15 protein-coding genes are annotated in these 18,582 nt (G+C 74.8%); 6 read left to right on the top strand and 9 right to left on the bottom strand.

Annotated features, from left to right (window positions below):
* Nucleotides 1-18: 18 nt before the first annotated feature.
* The 5 genes from EFE23_RS16700 to EFE23_RS16680 form a co-directional block, all read right to left on the bottom strand.
* Complete coding sequence (locus tag EFE23_RS16700) at nt 19-1,389, bottom strand: flavin-containing monooxygenase (RefSeq protein ID WP_123241860.1); 1,371 nt, start codon at nt 1,387-1,389, stop codon at nt 19-21.
* 114 nt (nt 1,390-1,503) lie between these two features.
* The gene (locus EFE23_RS16695) at nt 1,504-2,220 is read right to left on the bottom strand and encodes an endonuclease/exonuclease/phosphatase family protein (protein ID WP_123241859.1); all 717 of its coding nucleotides are present in this window, start codon (nt 2,218-2,220) and stop codon (nt 1,504-1,506) included.
* Complete coding sequence (locus EFE23_RS16690) at nt 2,217-3,164, bottom strand: ROK family glucokinase (RefSeq protein WP_123241858.1); 948 nt, start codon at nt 3,162-3,164, stop codon at nt 2,217-2,219. Before EFE23_RS16690 ends, EFE23_RS16695 begins: the two co-directional genes overlap by 4 nt.
* A gap of 70 nt (nt 3,165-3,234) precedes the next feature.
* Nucleotides 3,235-3,951: a hypothetical protein gene (locus EFE23_RS16685; protein ID WP_123241857.1), complete on the bottom strand. Its 717-nt coding sequence runs from the start codon at nt 3,949-3,951 to the stop codon at nt 3,235-3,237.
* Between the two features lie 41 nt (nt 3,952-3,992).
* Nucleotides 3,993-4,451, bottom strand: coding sequence for an SRPBCC family protein (locus EFE23_RS16680; protein ID WP_123241856.1), 459 nt, complete (start codon nt 4,449-4,451; stop codon nt 3,993-3,995).
* Nucleotides 4,452-4,650: 199 nt separating this feature from the next.
* Here EFE23_RS16680 and EFE23_RS16675 point away from each other — a divergent pair, with 199 nt between their 5' ends.
* The 5 genes from EFE23_RS16675 to EFE23_RS16655 all read left to right on the top strand — a co-directional run bounded on the left by EFE23_RS16675 (nt 4,651) and on the right by EFE23_RS16655 (nt 11,600).
* On the top strand, nt 4,651-6,453 hold the full coding sequence (locus tag EFE23_RS16675; RefSeq protein WP_123241878.1) for an AMP-dependent synthetase/ligase: 1,803 nt from the start codon (nt 4,651-4,653) through the stop codon (nt 6,451-6,453).
* A 14-nt stretch (nt 6,454-6,467) separates the two neighbouring features.
* On the top strand, nt 6,468-8,159 hold the full coding sequence (locus tag EFE23_RS16670) for a sensor histidine kinase (protein ID WP_123241855.1): 1,692 nt from the start codon (nt 6,468-6,470) through the stop codon (nt 8,157-8,159).
* A gap of 7 nt (nt 8,160-8,166) precedes the next feature.
* Complete coding sequence (locus EFE23_RS16665) at nt 8,167-8,835, top strand: response regulator transcription factor (protein ID WP_007072219.1); 669 nt, start codon at nt 8,167-8,169, stop codon at nt 8,833-8,835.
* Between the two features lie 193 nt (nt 8,836-9,028).
* A complete protein-coding gene (locus tag EFE23_RS16660; protein WP_123241854.1) occupies nt 9,029-9,841 on the top strand; it encodes an SAM-dependent methyltransferase in 813 nt (270 codons plus the stop codon).
* Between the two features lie 82 nt (nt 9,842-9,923).
* Entirely contained in the window at nt 9,924-11,600 is a 1,677-nt protein-coding gene (locus tag EFE23_RS16655; protein ID WP_204334372.1) for a putative bifunctional diguanylate cyclase/phosphodiesterase, read from the top strand.
* Nucleotides 11,601-11,623: 23 nt separating this feature from the next.
* On the opposite strand, the gene EFE23_RS16650 is transcribed toward EFE23_RS16655, so the two are convergent.
* Together EFE23_RS16650 and EFE23_RS16645 are read right to left on the bottom strand one after the other, a co-directional pair.
* Nucleotides 11,624-12,298, bottom strand: a complete 675-nt coding sequence (locus EFE23_RS16650) for a LuxR C-terminal-related transcriptional regulator (RefSeq protein ID WP_123241852.1) — start codon at nt 12,296-12,298, stop codon at nt 11,624-11,626.
* Nucleotides 12,250-13,563 (bottom strand): sensor histidine kinase, encoded by a 1,314-nt coding sequence (locus EFE23_RS16645; RefSeq protein WP_123241851.1) that lies wholly within the window; start codon nt 13,561-13,563, stop codon nt 12,250-12,252. Before EFE23_RS16645 ends, EFE23_RS16650 begins: the two co-directional genes overlap by 49 nt.
* A gap of 169 nt (nt 13,564-13,732) precedes the next feature.
* Here EFE23_RS16645 and EFE23_RS16640 point away from each other — a divergent pair, with 169 nt between their 5' ends.
* Nucleotides 13,733-15,850: an MMPL family transporter gene (locus EFE23_RS16640; RefSeq protein ID WP_123241850.1), complete on the top strand. Its 2,118-nt coding sequence runs from the start codon at nt 13,733-13,735 to the stop codon at nt 15,848-15,850.
* A 139-nt stretch (nt 15,851-15,989) separates the two neighbouring features.
* Here the strand turns inward: EFE23_RS16640 and EFE23_RS16635 are convergent, their stop codons facing one another.
* Together EFE23_RS16635 and EFE23_RS16630 are read right to left on the bottom strand one after the other, a co-directional pair.
* Nucleotides 15,990-17,114, bottom strand: a complete 1,125-nt coding sequence (locus EFE23_RS16635; RefSeq protein WP_123241849.1) for a glycosyltransferase family 4 protein — start codon at nt 17,112-17,114, stop codon at nt 15,990-15,992.
* The gene (locus EFE23_RS16630; RefSeq protein ID WP_123241848.1) at nt 17,111-18,370 is read right to left on the bottom strand and encodes a M48 family metallopeptidase; all 1,260 of its coding nucleotides are present in this window, start codon (nt 18,368-18,370) and stop codon (nt 17,111-17,113) included. The genes EFE23_RS16635 and EFE23_RS16630 overlap by 4 nt, the downstream gene beginning before the upstream one ends.
* Between the last annotated feature and the right edge of the window lie 212 nt (nt 18,371-18,582).

Here is an 18,582-nt window from a genome sequence, read left to right as displayed (position 1 = left end):
GGGCCGCTCCTTCGACAGTCACTTGCCCTCCAGGTCGTAGAGGGCGCGCTGGAGCGCGCGCAGGTAGTCGGCGTGCCCGACCTCGAACCAGTGCCGGGTGCTGTCCTTGACCTTCGCCGAGTACCGCTCGCCGAGCCCGGCGGCGACCTTCCGGCCGAAGGTGGCGGCCCGTTCCGGCCGGCTGGTGCGCAGGGTGAGCAACCGGGCGAAGAGCACGCTCTGCCAGTGCGAGATGGCGAAGATGCCGGAGTCCGGCTGGACCAGGCCCACCACGGCGAGGGTGGGATGACCGGCGGCGAAGGCGTTGAGCCAGAGCCGCGGCCGGCCCGAGCCCTCCTCGTCGCCGAGCACCCGGCCCTCGAGGAACTCGAAGCGCGGCAGGTAGCCGGTGGCGAAGACGACCAGCTCCGGGTCGATCTGCCGCCCGTCGGTCAGCTCGACCGTGCGGTCGTGGAACCGGGCCACGTCCGACACCGGGGTGATCTCGCCGTGGCCGACGTAGTAGACGAGCTGGCTGTTGGCGATCGGGTGCGTCTCGTACACCCGGTGGTCGGGCTTCGGCAGGCCGAACCGGGTCAGGTCGCCGACGGTCAGCCGCAGCGTCCAGTGGTAGAGCCACTGCCGTACCCGCAGCGGCACCCGCAGCGCGAGCAGCGTGTCGTTGACCTGGTCGGCGGGGCGGCCGAAGACGTACTTCGGGGCGTACCAGTAGCCGCGGCGGGTGGAGTGCCAGCAGTGCGACGCCTGCTGGGCCGCCTCCACCGCGATGTCGCAGCCGGTGTTTCCGGCGCCGACCACCAGCACCCGCTTGCCGCGCAGCTGGGCCGGGTCCTTGTAGGACGAGGCGTGCATGACCTCGCCGCGGAACTGTTCCAGGCCCTCGTACCGGGGCAGCTTCGGCGACCAGTTGTGCCCGTTGGCCAGCACCACCGCCGCGTACCGGGAGGTGCGTTCCGGACCGTACCCGCCGGTGCTGCGGGTGGTGACGTCCCAGCGGTCCCCCTCGACCGGCTCCACCCGGACCACCTCGGTGCCGAACCAGATGTGCTGGCGCAGGTCGAAGTGGTCGGCGTAGCGCTCGAAGTAGGACAGCAGTTGGGCGTGGTGCGGGTAGTCCGGCCAGTCGTCCGGCATCGGGAAGTCGGGGAACTGGGTGAACGGCCGGGACGAGATCAGGTGGGTGCTGGCGTACACCGGGCTGCGGTCGTGCCGCCAGTTCCAGGCGCCGCCGACGCCGGTCTCGCGCTCGTAGCAGTCGACGCCGAAGCCGTGCTCGCGGAGGTTCTTCACCGCGGTGAGGCCGCTGGCCCCGGCGCCGATGACGCAGACGGTGTCGCCCCGGTCGGAGACCGGGCGGCCGAGGTCGGTGGAGGAGGACACCGGGGACATCTCCTTTGTGCGGCACGCGTGCCGGGTCGGTGCGAAATCCTGCCGACAATGCCCGCCGTTGTCCAGCCCGACGGGCTGGACGGCGGTGCCGAGCCGCCGCGCGGTGAGCGGTGGTCAGTCGCCGGCGGGCAGCAGCAGGTCGACCAGGACCGGGAAATGGTCGCTGGCCCGGCGGGTGGTCGGGGTGTCGACCACGTCGTAGTCCACCACCGTGACCCGCGGGTCGACGAAGAGCGCGTCGATACGCCGGCGCGGGTTCGCACACGAGTAGGTGTGCCGCTCGGCCCGATCCATCGCCACCGCCGCGTCGGTCAGTCCGGCCGCGACGGTTCGCCAGGCCGGCCCGTCCGGCCCCTCGTTGAGGTCGGCCCCGGCGATCACCGGCAGCGTCGCCGCGGCCAGTTCCCGCTTGAACGCCGCCGCCTGGGCGGGCCGCTCGGCCGGGTCGGTGGAGAGGTGGGAGCCGGCCAGCAGGAACCTGCTCCCACCCACCAGGCACTCGGCGTACGCGGCCCCGCGCAGGTGGCGTCCGGGGGTCAGCGGGTAGCGCTGGCAGCGGGTGTCCACCACCCGCACCCGGAGGCTGGTGAGCAGCAGGTTGCCCAGCGCGGGCAGGCCACCGGCCGCCACCACCAGGCCGAACGCGTCGGCCAGCGAGGCGCACTTCTGCCGCCACCGGAACCGCCGCGGCCCCTCCTGGACGATCACCACGTCCGGCTCGGCCGCGCGGACCACCTCGGCCAACGCGGCCGTGTCGTCCCGCTGGCTGTGGATGTTGTACGACAGCACCCGCAGCGGCACCCCGGCACCGGCGGCCCCGGCGGCGCTCACAGGCGCCGGGCGAGGTCGGCCGCGCCGATCACCCCGGCGCTGTTGCCCAGTTCCGCGGGCCGGATCTCGGCCACCGGAAGGCGGCTGCGCTGGGCCAGCGCCTCGCCGTACGAGCGGCGGGCCGGGCCCATCAGCAGGTCACCGGCGTCGATCACGCCGCCGCCGACGACGAGCACCTGCGGGTCCAGGATCTGCGCCATGTCCGCCATGCTGGTGCCGAGCCAGCGCCCGACCTGGGCGAACGCCTCGGCGGAGACCGGGTCCCCGCCCTTCGCGGCCGCGGTCACCATCGGGCCGGTGACCGCCTCGGCCTCGCCGCCGGCCAGCTCGAGCAGGGCGGTGGCCCGGTGCGGCTCCTGGCGCGCGGCGGCGCGGGCGAACCGGACCAGGGCGCTGCCGCTGGCATACTGCTCGATGCAGCCCAGCCGGCCGCAGCCGCACTGGTGCCCGTCCGGCACGGTGAGCATGTGCCCCAGCTCGGCCGCGATGCCGTTGGCCCCGCGCAGCAGCTCCCCGCCGAGCACGATGCCGCCGCCGACGCCGGTGCCGATGGTGAACATGACCATCGAGTCGTCGGCGTCCCGGGCCGCGCCGTAGCGGAACTCCGCCCACGCGGCCACGTTCGCGTCGTTCTCCACGATCACCGGCAGGCCGGTGGCGGTGCTGACGTACTCGCGCAGCGGCTCGTCCCGCCAGGCGAGGTTGGGGGCGAAGAGGACGGTGGAGCGGGACGCGTCGATCCAGCCGGCCGCGCCGATGCCGACCGCCGCCACGTCGTGCCCGGTGGCCAGCTCGGTGACCAGCTCGATGATGGTGTCGCGGGTCTTGGCCACGTCATCGGCGGGGGTGTCCCGTCGCGTCTGCACGAGAACTGCGCCGGTGTCGTCCACGACACCGCCGGCCACCTTCGTGCCACCGACGTCGACTCCGATGGTCAGCGTCACCGCTGCCACTCCCCTCTGCTGTGCTGCCCGACCTCACCCGGACCGGCCGGGCGAGGTCAGGATGACCTGGTCAGGCCCCGTCGCCTGGTGCGTCCTCGCCCACCTCGCCGGACACCCGCGAGGCGGGCACCACGGGACGGCCGGCCGGCGGCCGGGTCGTCACCGGCGCGTCCGGCCCGGCGACATCGGCGGGCGACTCCGACGACTCCAGCTCGGCGCGTCTGACGCCGCGCCGCGACCTGGAGCCGTCGACCGCACCCGAATCGGCCGCGCCCTCCCCCCGGGTGGCGGCGGACCACACGTCCTGCTCGGGTGCCGGCTGAGAATCATGCCCGGTACGGGTGGCCTCGCGCCACACGTGGTCCCCGGTCGGGTTCCCGGCGATCGACTCCTCGCCCCCGTCGGCACCCGGCGCGGCGGGTTCGGCCGGGGCGAACGCGCGCAGCAGGCTGGCCACCCCGGCGGCCAGGTCGCCCGCGCCGGTGGCGAGCCGCTCGGCGAATTCGGGACTCGGGTCCCGCAACGCGGCGATTCCGCGACAGATCGGGCAGACGCAGCATTCCGGCGAGCCGGTGGCGAAACCCCCACCGGCCGCGGTGCCGCCGGCGGCCGCGCCGCCGGCGTCCCCACCTGCGGGGGTGTGACCGAGGACACCCGACAGGATCCCACCGAGCGGACCCCAGGGGCCGGCCCCGGGCGCGGCGGCGGCCAGCCGGGCGGTGGCCAGCAACGTGGCGACGAGGCGCTCGGCCTCTTCCCGGGCCGAACCCGGATCAGTGGTGCCCATGGGTCGGCTCCTCTACCGTGACGACCGGTCCGGCGGTCGGGTCAGTGGGCCGCACCGGATGCTTCTACCCGGCGCTTGAGCTGCTTCAACGCCGCATCCATGATCATTTTCTCGGCCTTGCGGCGAAACATGCCGAGCATGGCCACGGAGAGCTCCACCTCCAGGGTGTAGGTCACCGTGGTGGTGGTCCCGTCCGCGTCGCCGACCAGGTCGTACGACCCGCGCTGGGACTTCTGCATCTTCGAGGGCGCCACCAGGTGCCACTCGATCCGGGAGATGTCCTCGGCGTACTCGTAGGCCAGCACGTACTCGTCGGCCATCACCCCCGCGTCGAGGGTGAACCGGACCTGGCTGGCGTAGCCGTCCTCGTACTCCTCGATCACCTCCGCCCGCCGCACCGCCTCGGCCCACTCGGGGTAGCGGGGGAAGTCGCAGATGACCGCCGCCACCCGGTCCGGTGCGGCGCCGATGATGATCGACTGGGTGGAGGAGTCCGCCATGGGGGGGAGGCTACCCGGCGGCGGCCACCCGCGCGCCGCTCCACCCCGCCGGTGGCGCACCGTGGCGCGGCGGCGCGGGCCCCGGGCGTCCCACCAGCCGGGCGGGCAACCTCCCTGGTCCACCGGACCGAACCAGCGGGTAGGTTTCGACAGAGCCGGCCCGGGCCGGCACGGCCAGTGCGAGCACGAGGGAGTGCAGGTGCGCGAGTTCTCCGTCCCGCCGATCGTCACCGTCGGCGACGCGGCCAACCTGACCGACCCGGTCTGGGAAAACGCCGAGGTCGCCCCGGACACCGTGCAGTTCGTCCGGCGCACCGGCGGCCCGGGCGCCGCCACGGACGTCACCTGCCGGCAGTTCCGGGACGAGGTGGTCGCGGTCGCCCGCGGCCTGGTCGCGGCCGGCGTCTCCCCCGGCGACCGGGTGGCGCTGATGAGCCGCACCCGCTACGAGTGGACCCTGCTCGACTACGCCATCTGGGCCGCCGGCGCGGTCACCGTGCCGATCTACGAGACCTCCAGCGCCGAGCAGGCCGCGTGGATCCTCGCCGACTCCGGCGCGGTCTCCGCCGTGGTGGAGAGCACCGCGCACGCCACCCTGGTCGCCGGGGTCCGGGACCGGCTGCCCGAGCTGCGCGAGGTCTGGCAGATCGAGCTCGGCGCGGTGGACCAACTGGTCGCCGCCGGCGAGTCGGTCGACCCGGCCGAGGTCGAGGTCCGCCGCTCCACGCTCACGGCGGACGACATCGCCACCATCATCTACACCAGTGGCACCACCGGGCGCCCCAAGGGCTGCGTGCTCACCCACCGCAACATCTACGCCGACATCGCCAACGCGGTGCCGGTGCTGCCGAACCTGTTCCGCCAGGGCGCCTCCACCCTCCTCTTCCTGCCGCTCGCGCACGCCTTCGCCCGGCTCATCCAGGTCGGCGTGGTGCAGGCCCGGGCCACCATGGCGCACTGCTCGGACACCAAGAACCTGGTCGCCGAGCTCCAGGACTTCAAGCCCACCTTCGTGCTCTCCGTGCCCCGGGTCTTCGAGAAGGTCTACAACGGCGCCCGGCAGAAGGCCGAGTCGGAAGGCAAGGGCAAGATCTTCGACCGGGCCGAGAAGGTCGCGATCGCGTACAGCGAGGCGCTGGAGACCGCCGACGGGCCCGGCCTGGCGCTGCGCGCCCAGCACGCGCTCTTCGACAAGCTGGTCTACCGCAAGCTGCGGGCGGCGATGGGCGGCCGGTGCCGCGACGCGATCTCCGGCGGCGCGCCGCTCGGCGCCCGGCTCGGACACTTCTTCCGGGGCGTCGGCGTGACCATCTGCGAGGGGTACGGCCTCACCGAGACCTCGCCCGCCGCCGCCGCGAACCTGCCCGGCCACACCCGGGTCGGCACGGTGGGCCGGCCGCTGCCCGGGGTGACCATCCGGATCGCCGACGACGGCGAGATCCTGATCTCCGGCGACATCGTCTTCCGGGGCTACTGGCACAACGAGCCCGCCACGGCCGAGGCGCTCACCTCCGACGGCTGGTTCCGCACCGGCGACCTCGGGCGGCTCGACGAGGACGGCTACCTGAGCATCACCGGCCGGAAGAAGGAGATCATCGTGACCGCCGGCGGCAAGAACGTCGCCCCGGCGGTGCTGGAGGACCAGGTCCGGGCCCACCCGCTGGTCAGCCAGTGCCTCGTGGTCGGCGACCGGCAGCCGTTCATCGCGGCGCTGGTCACCATCGACGAGGAGGCGCTGCCCGGGTGGCTCGCCGCCAACGGCCGGCCGGCGGACACCACCGTCGCCGACCTGCGCGCGGACGAGGCCCTGCTGGCGGAGGTCCAGGGCGCGGTCGACCAGGCCAACCAGTCGGTCTCCAAGGCCGAAGCGATCAAGGTGTTCCGGATCCTGCCGCAGGACTTCACCGAGGCCACCGGCGAGCTGACCCCTTCGCTCAAGGTCAAGCGGCAGGTCGTGCACAAGACGTACGCGGCGGAGATCGCCGACATCTACCGAGGCTGACTACCATCCGTCACGTGCCCGCCTCCACAGCCAGCCAGCCGCAGACCCAACCCCTGGCCGCCGCCGCGCGCCTGGTCCTCCTCGCGCTGGTCGCCGCCCTGACCCTGTTCGCCACCGGCGAACCCGCCCAGCTCTGGTGGATCGCCCTGCTGGGCGTCGCCGGGTTGCCGGCCGTGCTGGCCCCGCAGCACCGGCTGCTGGGGCTGCTCAGCCGCTTCGCCGAGGTGGTGGTCCTCGGGCTGGCCGCCAGCCAGGTCGCCGCGGACACCCACCTGACCGGCGTGACCGGCGGGCTGGGGGCCTCGGCGGTGCTGCCGTACCTGGCCGTGCCGGTGACCGTGACGGCGCTGCGCCGCAGGTACCGCGAGGGCGCCGCGCTGCTCGCGGTGGCGGCGGCCACGCTGCTGGTCAGCGCCGCCTTCACCGAGGTCGACGGCGGGCGGCAGCTCGGTCAGCTCGGCTACCTGGCGGTCTGCGCGCAGTGGCTGATCCTGGCCGGGCTCGGCCTCTACACCGCCGGCACGTTCCAGCGGGTGGTCCGGGTCCGCGGCGAGAAGCCCCAGCCGTACGCGGAGGCGACCCGGCTGCTGACCCAGCTGCGGACCGTGGCCCGCCAGCTGCCCGGCGCCACCCTGGACCCCGGCGGCATCTCCGAGCACCTGCTGGAGGAGCTGCGGATGGTGGCCAAGACCGACCGGGGCGCGGTGCTTTCCGCCTCGGGCGGCGGCCGGCTGGTGGTGCTCGCCCAGATCGGCGTGGACCGGGTGGACTGGGAGACCACGCTCGACGCGGACTCGGCCATCGCCGACGCCTGGGCCAGCCAGCAGCCGCAGACCTCGTCCCGGTCGCAGGCCCGCTCGCAGCACTCCGGCGAGGTGTCCGCGCTGATCGTGCCGCTGGTGGCCGGGGTACGCACGGTCGGCCTGGTGGTGATCGAGGCGGACACCCCGCACGCGTACCCGCCGGCGGTGATGTCCCGGGTCACCGCGCTGACCGGGCCGGCGGCGCTGCGCCTGGAGGCGGCCCTGCTCTTCGACGAGGTCCGGTCGCTGGCCACCAACGAGGAGCGGCAGCGGCTGGCCCGGGAGATCCACGACGGGGTCGCCCAGGAGCTGGTGATGGTCGGGTACGGCATCGACAACGCCCTGGCCACCGTGCACGACGACGCGGAGGAGACCGCCGACTCGCTGCGCACGCTGCGGCAGGAGGTCACCCGGGTGATCACCGAGCTGCGGCTCAGCCTCTTCGAGTTGCGCAGCGAGGTGGACCGGCACGGCGGGCTGGCCGCCGCGATCGCCGAGTACGCGCGCACCGTCGGCGCGTCCGGAGGCCTGCGGGTGCACCTGTCCCTGGACGAGTCGACCGCCCGGCTGCCCGCCGCCACGGAGGCGGAGCTGCTGCGCATCGCCCAGGAGGCGGTGACCAACGCGCGCAAGCACGCCGGGGCGTCGAATCTGTGGGTCACGTGTGAGGTGGATCCCCCGTACGCCCAGATCGAAGTGTCGGATGACGGTCACGGCATCGGTGACCAGCGCCCCGACGGGCACTATGGTCTTGCGATCATGGCGGAGAGGGCGGAACGTATCCGGGGCCGGCTGGAGATCAGGCCGCGGCAACCCAGCGGCACGACCGTGGCGGTGGTCCTCGGCTCCTCGCCCCGGCGCGATAAGGTGCGCGGCAGCGCCGCGGCAGCAGAAGGGGAGTAACCCGAGGATGACCACTAGTCCGACACCGGCCACCCGTACCAAGGTTCTCCTTGTCGACGATCACGACCTGATCCGCAAGGGGCTGCGGCACGCCTTCGAGCGGGACCGGCAGTTCGAGGTCGTGGGCGAGGCCGCCACGGCCGCCGAGGGCGTCCGCCAGGCCGGCGCGCTGCAGCCGGACGTGGTGATCATGGACCTGCGGCTGCCCGACGGCAGTGGCCTGGAGGCGACCCGCGCGCTGCGCAAGTCCAGCGCGTCCATGGGCATCGTCGTGCTCACCATGTACGCGGGCGACGACCAGCTCTTCGGTGCCCTCGAGGCGGGCGCCAGCGCGTTCGTGCCGAAGACCGCCCCGGCCGACGAGGTGGTGGCCGCCGCCCGGCACGCCGCGTCCTCCCCCAGTGCGTTCACCGCGGCCGACCTGGCCGAGGCGATGAAGCGGCGGCTGGCCCCGTCCGGCCCGCAGCTCTCCCCCCGCGAGGGCCAGGTGCTGCGGCTGCTCGCCGACGGCATGAGCGTCGCCGGCATCGCCAAGCAGCTGTTCGTCAGCGAGTCGACGGCCAAGACGCACATCTCCAAGCTCTACGAGAAGCTGGGCGCGGCCAACCGGGCGCAGGCGCTGATGACGGCGCTGCGGCTGGGCCTGCTGGAGGCCCCGGACGCCCCCAAGTTCTGACCCCGCGTACGGCGGCGGCCCGCGTCCACCCGGACGCGGGCCGCTCCGGCGTACCCGGCGGGGGCGACCGCGGACGGTGAGGGGCCGATCGCGCAGCGACCACGGTCTTTGCACGGGGTCGGCGGGCGGGCAGAATACCCGGGTGGTCGCGCGGGCGTGGTCCCGCGCGTCGTCGACACAAAGGGGCAACGGCATGCAGCGGCCGGACTGGGCACCTGACACGATCGACATCGAGCGCCCCAGCGTCGCCCGCATGTACGACTACTACCTCGGCGGCTCGCACAACTTCGCGGCCGACCGGGCCGCCGCCCGCGCCATGGTGGAGGCCGTGCCGGAGGCCCCGCTGATGGCCCAGGCCAACCGGGCCTTCCTGCGCCGGGCGGTGCAGTTCCTGGCCGAGTCGGGGGTACGCCAGTTCCTCGACATCGGCTCCGGCATCCCGACCGTGGGCAACGTGCACGAGATCGCCCAACGGATCGACCCGGAGTGCCGGGTGGTCTACGTCGACGTCGACCCGGTCGCGGTCGCGCACAGCCGGGAGATCCTGGCCGGCAACGAGCGGGCCACCGTGATCCAGGAGGACCTGCGCCGGCCGGCGGAGATCCTCGCGCACCCCGAGGTGACCAGGCTGCTGGACTTCGACCAGCCGGTGGCCGTGATGATCGTGGCGGTGCTGCACTTCGTTCCCGACGCCGACCGGCCGGAGGAGATCCTGCGGACGCTGCGGGCCGCGCTGGCCCCCGGCAGCTACCTGGTGATGTCCCAGGCCAGCGACGACGACCGGGGCGAGACGGGCGAGCGGGCGGAGGCCGAGCGGGTCTACCGCCACACCGACAGCCAGCTCTGGATCCGCAGCCGGGCCGAGTTGTCCGCGCTCTTCGCCGGCTTCGAACTCATCGACCCGGGTGTGGTCTGGGTGCCGCAGTGGCGCCCGGAGTCCCCGGAGCAGGCGGAGGACGCCGCGAAGGCGGTCTTCATCGGCGGCGTCGGGCGGCTCGGTGGCTGAGTCGAGCGGCGCCGGTCGCTCCTGCCCGGGTGCCTTCGCCCGAGCCTGGGCCAAGGCGGTCTCCGGGACGAGCTACCTGCCGATGACCCAGGCACAGCTGGAGGCGCTGCTGCAGCGGCTCACCGGGCGGCTGGCCGCGGCGATCCAGTCAGAGCCGTTCGACCTGCGCATCGGCCAGCAGGTCGGCGCGGAGCTGGTGCAGGCGCACATCGCCTCCGCCGAGGGGCTCGGCCGGACCGTCGAGGTCATCCAGCTGCGCCTGGTCCGCGACCTCGGCCTGGTCGCCGACGACGTGGAGGACCGGATGGCCCGGCTGCTCGCCACCGTGGCCACCGGGTACGCCCGCGCCCTGCGCGACCGCACGCTTGACGAGCAGGAGTCGATCCGGCGGGCCGCGATGATGGCCCGCGCACAGGCCGAACGGGCGCTGCGGGAGAGCGAGGCCCGGTTCCGCCACCAGGCCACCCACGACCCGCTGACCGACCTGCCCAACCGCACCCTGTTCACCGAGCGCCTCGCGGCCGCCATCGCCGGGGCGGACCGGGTCGGGGTGTGCTTCCTCGACCTGGACCGGTTCAAGGTGGTCAACGACAGTCTCGGCCATCAGATCGGCGACCTGCTGCTGGTCTCCGTGGCGCAACGGCTGCGGCGGGCCCTCGGCGAGCACCTGGTGGCCCGGCTCGGCGGTGACGAGTTCGTCATCCTGGTCGAGAGCACCGCCGGCACCGACGACGCCGTACGGGTCGCCGAGGCGGCGCTCGCCGCGGTCAGCGAGCCGGCCCTGGTCGACGGGCACGAGCTGACCGTCTCGGCCAGCATCGGCATCGTCGAACGGCCGGCGGCCGGCACCTCGCCGATGGAGCTGATGCGTGCGGCCGACAGCACGTTGCACTGGGCCAAGGCGGCCGGCGGGGCCCGCTGGTCCATCTTCGACGCCGATCGCAACCGGCGCGAGCTGGCCCGGTACGCCCTCTCCGCGGCCATCCCGGCCGCGCTGGACCGGGGCGAGTTCTACCTGGACTACCAGCCGCTGACCTCGCTGCGCGACGGCCGGGTGCTCGGCATGGAGGCGCTGGTCCGCTGGCGTCACCCGGAGCTGGGCGTACTCCGCCCGGACAGCTTCATCGGGCTGGCCGAGGAGACCGGGCTGATCGTGCGGCTGGGCGCCTGGGTGCTGGCCGAGGCGTGCCGGGAGGCGCGCGGGTGGGCCGACGTGGCCGGCGACGCCCCGTTCGTCAGCGTCAACCTGGCCGTGCAGCAGGTACGCCGGCCGGGGCTGGTGGACGAGGTGCGGGACCTGCTGCGGCGCACCGGCCTGCCGCCTGGACGGCTCCAGCTGGAGATCACCGAGAGCACCATGATGAGCACCGCCGAGGAGCCGGTACGCGCGCTGCGGGTGCTGGCCGACCTGGGCGTCCGGATCGCCATCGACGACTTCGGCACCGGCTACTGCAACCTGGCGTACCTGCGGGACCTGCCGGTGACCGAGCTGAAGGTGGCCGGCGAGTTCGTGACCGGGCTGCGCGCCCCGGCCGACGACCCGGCCAGCCGCACCGACGAGCGGATCCTCGCCTCGCTGGTGTCGCTGGCCCACGCGCTGAAGGTGACGGTGACCGCCGAGGGGGTGGAGACCGCCGAGCAGGCCGAACGGCTGCGGGCGATCGGCTGCGACGCGGCGCAGGGCTGGCACTTCGGCCGGCCGGGGCCGGCGCGGCAGCACCTGGACCGCTCCCCCGCCCTCACCGGCACCACCGTCTGACCGGCCCCCGGGTCAGGCCCGGGTCAGGCCCGGGCCTGCGGCCGGCGGCCGTCCGCCCCGTCCAGGTAGGCCAGCACGGCCAACACCCGCCGGTGGTCGTCGGTGGACGGGGGCAGTCGCAGCTTGCTGAAGATGCTGTTGATGTGCTTGCTGACCGCCTTCTCGGTGATGAAGAGCCGCCCGGCGACCGCCGCGTTGGAGCGGCCCTCGGCCATCAGCCCCAGCACCTCCCGCTCCCGCGCGGTCAGCTCGGCCAGCGGCTCCGCCGCGCCCCGGTTGGCGAGCAGTTGGGCGACCACCTCCGGGTCCATCACCGTCCCGCCGCCGGCCACCCGGCGCACCGCGTCGACGAACTGGTCCACGTGGGACACCCGGTCCTTGAGCAGGTAGCCGACCCCGCCCAGCCGGTCGGAGAGCAGCTCCCGGGCGTACAACTGCTCGACGTGCTGGGACAGCACGAGGACCGGCAGCCCGGGCAGCTCCGCCCGGGCCCGGATGGCGGCCTGCAACCCCTCGTCGGTGAAGGTGGGTGGCAGCCGCACGTCGACCACAGCGATGTCCGGCCGGTGCGCGGTCAGCGCGGGCAGCACTGACGGTCCGTTGTCGACGGCGGCGACCACCTCGAAGTCGAACGCCTCCAGGATGCGGATCAACCCGTCCCGGAGGAGGGCGAGGTCCTCGGCGATGACAACTCGCAAGGCAGCTCCATGCTGACGACGGTGGGCCCACCGGACGGGCTGGACACCCCCATCGTTCCATCGAACGCCGAAAGCCTGCGCCCGATACCGGCCAGGCCGGTGCCCGCCACCGGATCGGCCCCGCCCCGGCCGTCGTCGCCGACCACCAGGCGCAGCCGGCCGTCGACGTGGCCGAGCCGGATCCAGGCCCGGGTCGCCCCACTGTGCTTGGTGACGTTCGCCAGCGCCTCGGCCACCGCGAAGTACGCCGCCGACTCCACCGGCGCCGGCGGGCGGCCCGGCAGGTCGACGGTCACCTCGACGGGCAGCGGTACGGCCAGCGCCAACGCCCGTACCGCGCCGTCCAGGCCCCGCTCGGCCAGCACCGGCGGGTGGATGCCGCGGACCAGGCCGCGCAGCTCGGCCAGCGCCTGCCCGCTGGTCTCCCGGGCCTCGGCGAGCAGTCGCCGGACCGCCTCGGGGTCGCGCTGCACGAGCTGCTCGGCCAGGCCGATGCTCATGCTCAGCGCCACCAGCCGGGCCTGCGCCCCGTCGTGCAGGTCCCGTTCGATCCGGCGCAGCTCCGCGGCCTGGGCGTCCACCGTCTCGGCCCGGGTGACGGTGAGCTGGCGTACCCGCAGCGCCAGCTCGGCGCTACGGGTGGGCGGCAGGAGGAACCTGGCGAAGGTCACGTGCAGCCACACCAGCCAGCGCCCGGCGGCCAGCCCGCCGGCCAGGAACAGCGCGCCCAGGGGGAAGCAGAGCAGCGCCTGGAGCAGGTTGCCGATCGGCCAGAACGGGCCGTAGCCGTACCAGACGCCCGCGGCGTGCAGCACCAGCGGCAGCCCGAGCAAGCCCTCCAGGCCGTACAGCGGCACGACGAACGCGGCCAGGCAGACCGCGCCGGTGACCGCGCCGGGCAGCAGCCAGGCCAGGTCCCGCCAGGTGGCCGGGTCGCTGACCACCCAGCGGAACCGCCGCCAGGTGCCGTACTGCGCACCGGCCGGCGCCGGCAGGTACGGCGTGGCCATCGGCGACCCGGCCCAACCGGCGAGCCGGCGGTGCAGCCCGGTGACCAGGCGGACCAGCGCCGTGGCCAGCGGGAACAGCGCGAACCCGACCCCGAAGGCGGGGATCAGCAGCAGCGACGCCAGCGCCAGCACGAAGAGCACCACGTGGGTGGCCAGCGACAGCACGGCGATCAGCAGCCCCTGCGCCGCGGTGACCGCGCCGGGCCGCAGCCACCCGCGGAGCTGTCCGCGCACCGAGCCGTCCACGGGGCCCATTCTCCGGTACCGCCGCCACGGAAATCGGTGGTGCTGGCACCACCTCGGCCGGCGAGGTGCCACCCCTGACCGGTGGCCCGCACCCGGCGAAGGATCGGTGGCGAGGGCCGCGGGTGCGGCGTTCGGCCGGCGGTGGCTCCCCCGGCCCACCTGACGAGAGGAACTCGGGATGTCTCCGCAACGACTGGCCGGCGTGCCTGCCGGCCGCCGCGGCAAGTACGCGGTCCTCCTGCTCTGGCTGGCGCTGCTCGCCGTCGCCGGCCCGCTGGCGGTGCGGCTCGGCGAGGTGCAGGACAACTCGACGCTCGGCGCGCTGCCGGCGAGCGCGGAGAGCAGCCGGGCCGTACGGCGGGCCGAGGCGGCCTTCCCGGACGCGCGCCGGCAACTGGCCATCGCCGTCTACGTCCGCGACACCGGCCTCACCGCCGCCGACCGGGCGCGGGTCGACGCGGACCGCGCCGCCTTCACCGCGTACGCCGACGGGGGTGTGGTGGCCCCGCCGGTGGCCAGTGCCGACGGCCGGGCGCTGCTGCTCTCCCTCCCGATGGCCGCCGACGAGGACCGGCGCGCCGAGGCGGTCGCCGCGCTCAAGGACCGGCTGGCCGACGGTGCGCCACCCGGCCTGCGGACCGCGCTGACCGGCGACGCGGCCGCCGAGCACGACGTCTTCGACGCGTTCGGCGGGATGGACGGCGCGCTGCTGCTCGCCACCGCGGCCACCGTCGCCCTGCTCCTGCTGGTCACCTACCGCAGCCCGGTGCTGTGGCTGATCCCGCTGTTCGCGGTCGGGGTCGCCAACCAGCTCGCCGGCGGGGTGGTCTACCTGCTGGCGAAGCACGCCGGGCTGGCCGTCGACTTCCAGAGCCAGACCATCCTGACCGTGCTGGTCTTCGGCGTCGGCGTGGACTACGCCCTGCTGCTGATCGCCCGCTACCGCGAGGAGCTGCGCCGCCACCCCGACCGGCACGCGGCGATGGCGGTGGCGTTGCGCCGCTCGTACGGCGCGGTGTGCGCCTCGGCGGCGACCGTCGCGATCGGACTGCTCTGCCTGCTCGCGGCGGACCTGCCGGCCACCCGTGGCCTGGGCCCGGTCGGCGCGGTCGGCATCGGCGCGGCGCTGCTCGCCATGACCACCCTGCTGCCGGCGGTGCTCGTGCTGTGCGGGCGCTGGCTCTTCTGGCCGTTCGTGCCCCGTCACGACCCGGCCGCGGCGACCCGGGACCGGACCTCCGACCACGGCGTCTGGCGGCGGATCGCCGGGCTGGTCGCCGGCCGGCCCCGCGCGGTCTGGCTCGGCACCGCCGCCGCGCTGGTCGCGCTGACCTTCGGCATCGGCAACCTCAGCCTGGGCCTGCCCGACGAGGAGTCCTTCACCACCGAGGTCGGCTCGGTCACCGGGCAGCGGCTGATCGCGGCCCACTACCCGGGCGGTTCGGCCGCGCCGGCCGAGATCCTCGCCGCCGCGGGCAGCGCCGACCGGGTGGTGGCCGCCGTCCGCACGGTGCCCGGCATCGCCGAGGTGGGCGCCGCGGAGCCCTCGCCCGACGGCCGGTGGGTACGCGTCCCGGCGGTCCTCGCCGCCGCCCCGGACAGCGACGCCGCCCGGGACACGGTGGCCCGGCTGCGGAGCGTGGTGCACGCGGTGCCCGACGCGCGGGCGCTGGTGGGTGGGCGGACGGCCACCCTGCTGGACGAGCGGCGCACGGTGGACCGGGACGACCGGGTGGTCATCCCCCTGGTGCTCGCCGTCGTCCTGGTGATCCTGGTGCTGCTGCTCCGGTCGCTGGTCGCGCCGCTGCTGCTGATGGCCAGCGTGGTGCTGTCGTACGCGGCCGCGATGGGCGCCGCCGGGCTGCTGCTCGACGCGCTGGGCCACCCCCGGCTCTTCGTCGGGGTCCCGTTGCAGGCGTTCCTGTTCCTGGTGGCGCTCGGAGTCGACTACACCATCTTCCTGATGACCCGGGCCCGCGAGGAGGTCGCGTCGATCGGCCACCGGCCGGGGGTGCTGCGCGCGCTGACCGTCACCGGCGGGGTGATCACCAGCGCGGGCGTGGTGCTCGCCGCCACCTTCGGCGCGCTGCTGGTGCTGCCGCTGGTGCCGTCGGTGCAGATGGGGGTCATCGTGGCCGTCGGCATCCTGCTCGACACGTTCCTGGTCCGCAGCCTGCTGATCCCGGCGCTGACCCTGGACCTGGGCGCCCGTACCTGGTGGCCGGGCCGCCCGTCCCGCCGGACGTCCCGGCCGGCCCCGCCGCCCGCCCCCGAGCCGGCCCTGGCCCACACCTGAGCGCGCCCCGCCCCGCGCCGGGCCCCACGTCGGGCCCCGCGAAGATCGCGCTGAATCGTGGATGGAGTGGCCTCGACATGCCGTCGAGGCCACTCCATCCTGGTTGGAGCGCGATCTTGCCGAACAGTCCGGGTGGGGGTCAGCCGGCGAGGATGCTGGTCATCCGCTCGGCCTGGGTTTCCCAGCGCCACTCCTTCTCCACCCAGGCACGGCCGGCGGCGCCCAGCTGGCGGGCCAGGTCCCGGTCGGCGAGCAGGGTGGCCACCCGGTCGGCGAGCTGGGCCACGTCCCGGCCCGGGACCACGTACCCGGTCTCGCCCTCGCGCACCGCGTCCGGGGCGCCGCCGGAGTCGCCGGCCACGACCGGCAGCCCCGTCGCGCTGGCCTCCAGGTAGACGATCCCCAGCCCCTCGACGTCCAGCCCCCGGTTGCGGGTGCGGCAGGGCATGGCGTACACGTCGCCGGCGGCGTAGTGGGCGGGCAGCTCGGCCGACGGCACGGAACCGGTGAAGACCACATCGCGTTCCACCCCGGCCTGCCGGGCCAGCTTCTCCAGCGTCCCCCGGTACGGCCCGCCCCCCACGATCAGCAGCGCCGCGTCCGGAACCCGGCGCCGGATCGCCGGCAGCGCCCGGATGAGCATGTCCTGCCCCTTGCGCGGCACCAGCCGCGACACGCAGACCACCACCGGCCGGTCGGCCAGCCCCAGGCGCAGCCGCACCCGCTCCCCGTCCACCGCCGGGTGGTAGGTGTCCACGTCGACGCCGGGGGCGAGCCGGCGCAGCTCGGTCAGCCCGTCCAGCACCCGGGCCAGCCGGACCCGGGTGTACTCGCCGAGGTAGGTGGTGACGTCCACGCCACGGCCGATCCGCCGCAGCGCGGACCGGGCGCCGGGCAGCGCCGCCCAGCCGGCCTCGTGCCCGTGGGTGAGGGCCACCGCCCGCCGGATCCCGGCCCGCCGGCGCAGCCCCGCCGCGAGCAGCCCGAGCGGGGCCGCCGCGCCGAACCACACCGTGTCGCAGTCGTACGCCCGGGCGAGTTTCGCCGCGCGCCGGGCGACCAGCGGGGTGGGCAGCAGCACCTTGGTGCGCTCCCGGATCACCTCGAACGGCTGGTCGGCATCGAACTTGGCGGCGCCGCGCCAGCTCGACGCGTAGACCACCACCGAGCCGGCGGGCTGGCGTACGGCCAGGTGGTGCACGAAGGACTGGATGCCGCCGGGGCGGGGCGGGAAGTCGTTGGTGATCAGCAAGGTCCGGCTCATCCGCCGATCTCCCTGGCGTAGGCGCGGGCGGCGGCCATCCGCTCCACGGTGGACGGGTGGGACGCCGACCAGAGGTATTCCCAGCGGGGCGGGTCCGGGTCGGCCAGGTTCACCCCGGCCAGGCGGCGCTGCATCGCCTCAAAGGTGACCGGATCGCCGGTCAGGGCGAGCGCGTGCGCGTCGGCCCGGGCCTCGACCCGGCGCGACACCAGGGCCTGCACCGGGGTGGCCACCAGCCCGGCCAGCGTGACCAGGGCGATCAGCAGCGGAAACGCGGCCGGCTGGGCGACCGAGTCAACGCCGGCCAGGCGCAGCAGCGGCGGCCGGGAGCCGACCAGGTAGAGCGCCACCACCGCGAACGCGGCCCCGAGCGCCCCGGTGAGCGTGCCGATCCACACGTCCCGGTCCTTGGCGTGCCCCAGCTCGTGCGCGACCACGCTGGTCACCTCCTCGGGGGTGGCCTCGCGCAGCAGGGTGTCGTAGACCACCACCCGCCGGGTCGGCCCCAGCCCGGAGACGTACGCGTTGACCGCCCGGGTCCGCCGGGAGGCGTCGGCGACCAGCACGTCGCGGACCGGCACCCCGTCCCGGGCGGCCATGCTCATCAGCTCGCCGCGCAGCGGGCCCGGCTCCATCGGGGTGAACCTGTTGAACACCGGCTCGACCAGGACCGGCAGCACGAACGACAGCAGCACCACCAGCAGCGCGGCACCGGCCGCGCCGAACGCCCACCACCAGCGCGGGGCGAGCCGGACGACCGAGTAGAAGCCGAGCAGGACCACCGCGCCGATGACCGCGCTGACCGCGTACGACTTGAGCAGGTCCACCGCCCAGCCACCCCAGCCCTGGGTGCTCAGCCCGTAGCGGGTGAGCACGGTCTGCCGCCAGGCCGCGAAGGGCAGGCTGAGCAGGTCGGCGACGAGCAGCACGGCCAGTCCGCCGAGCACCGCCTGGGCGATCCAGTGGTCGCCGAAGGGCCGGCCGGCGAGCGTCACCAGCCGGGCCCCGACCGGGGTGAGCCCGAGCAGCAGCGCGACCACCAGCCCGACGGCGAGCGCCGACCACGCGGCCGGGCGCAGCGCGCCGTGGAACGCCCGGCCCCGGGCCACCTGGTCGACCGGGAGGGTACGCAGCGCGGCCAGCTGGTCGGCGCGGGGCGCCGGCGGCCGGTGCCACGGGATCAGCAGCACGGCGGCGACGACCAGCGCGACGGCCAGCCCGGCCAGGGTCAGCACCGCCCAGCCGCGCGGGCTCACCGCGGCACCCCGCCGTCGCGCCGTACCCGTTTCATCCCGCTCCTCCTGCCGTGAGCGCCCATCCTAAGGCCCGGCGCACCCGCCGCGACCCCGGTGCCCGCGGGCCCGGACGCCTGCCCTGCGCGCCGCTGTCGGCGTTCCGCGCGCGAATTGCGGAAAGGCGGGGTCCCGCCACCGGCGGAGACCCCCGGTTGCCGCAGCCGGAGTCGATC

This window comes from Micromonospora solifontis (assembly GCF_003725545.1).
Taxonomy (GTDB): Bacteria; Actinomycetota; Actinomycetes; order Mycobacteriales; family Micromonosporaceae; genus Micromonospora; species Micromonospora solifontis.
Note: the sequence above shows the minus strand (reverse complement) of the source record. Positions and strands in the feature narration are given on the sequence as shown.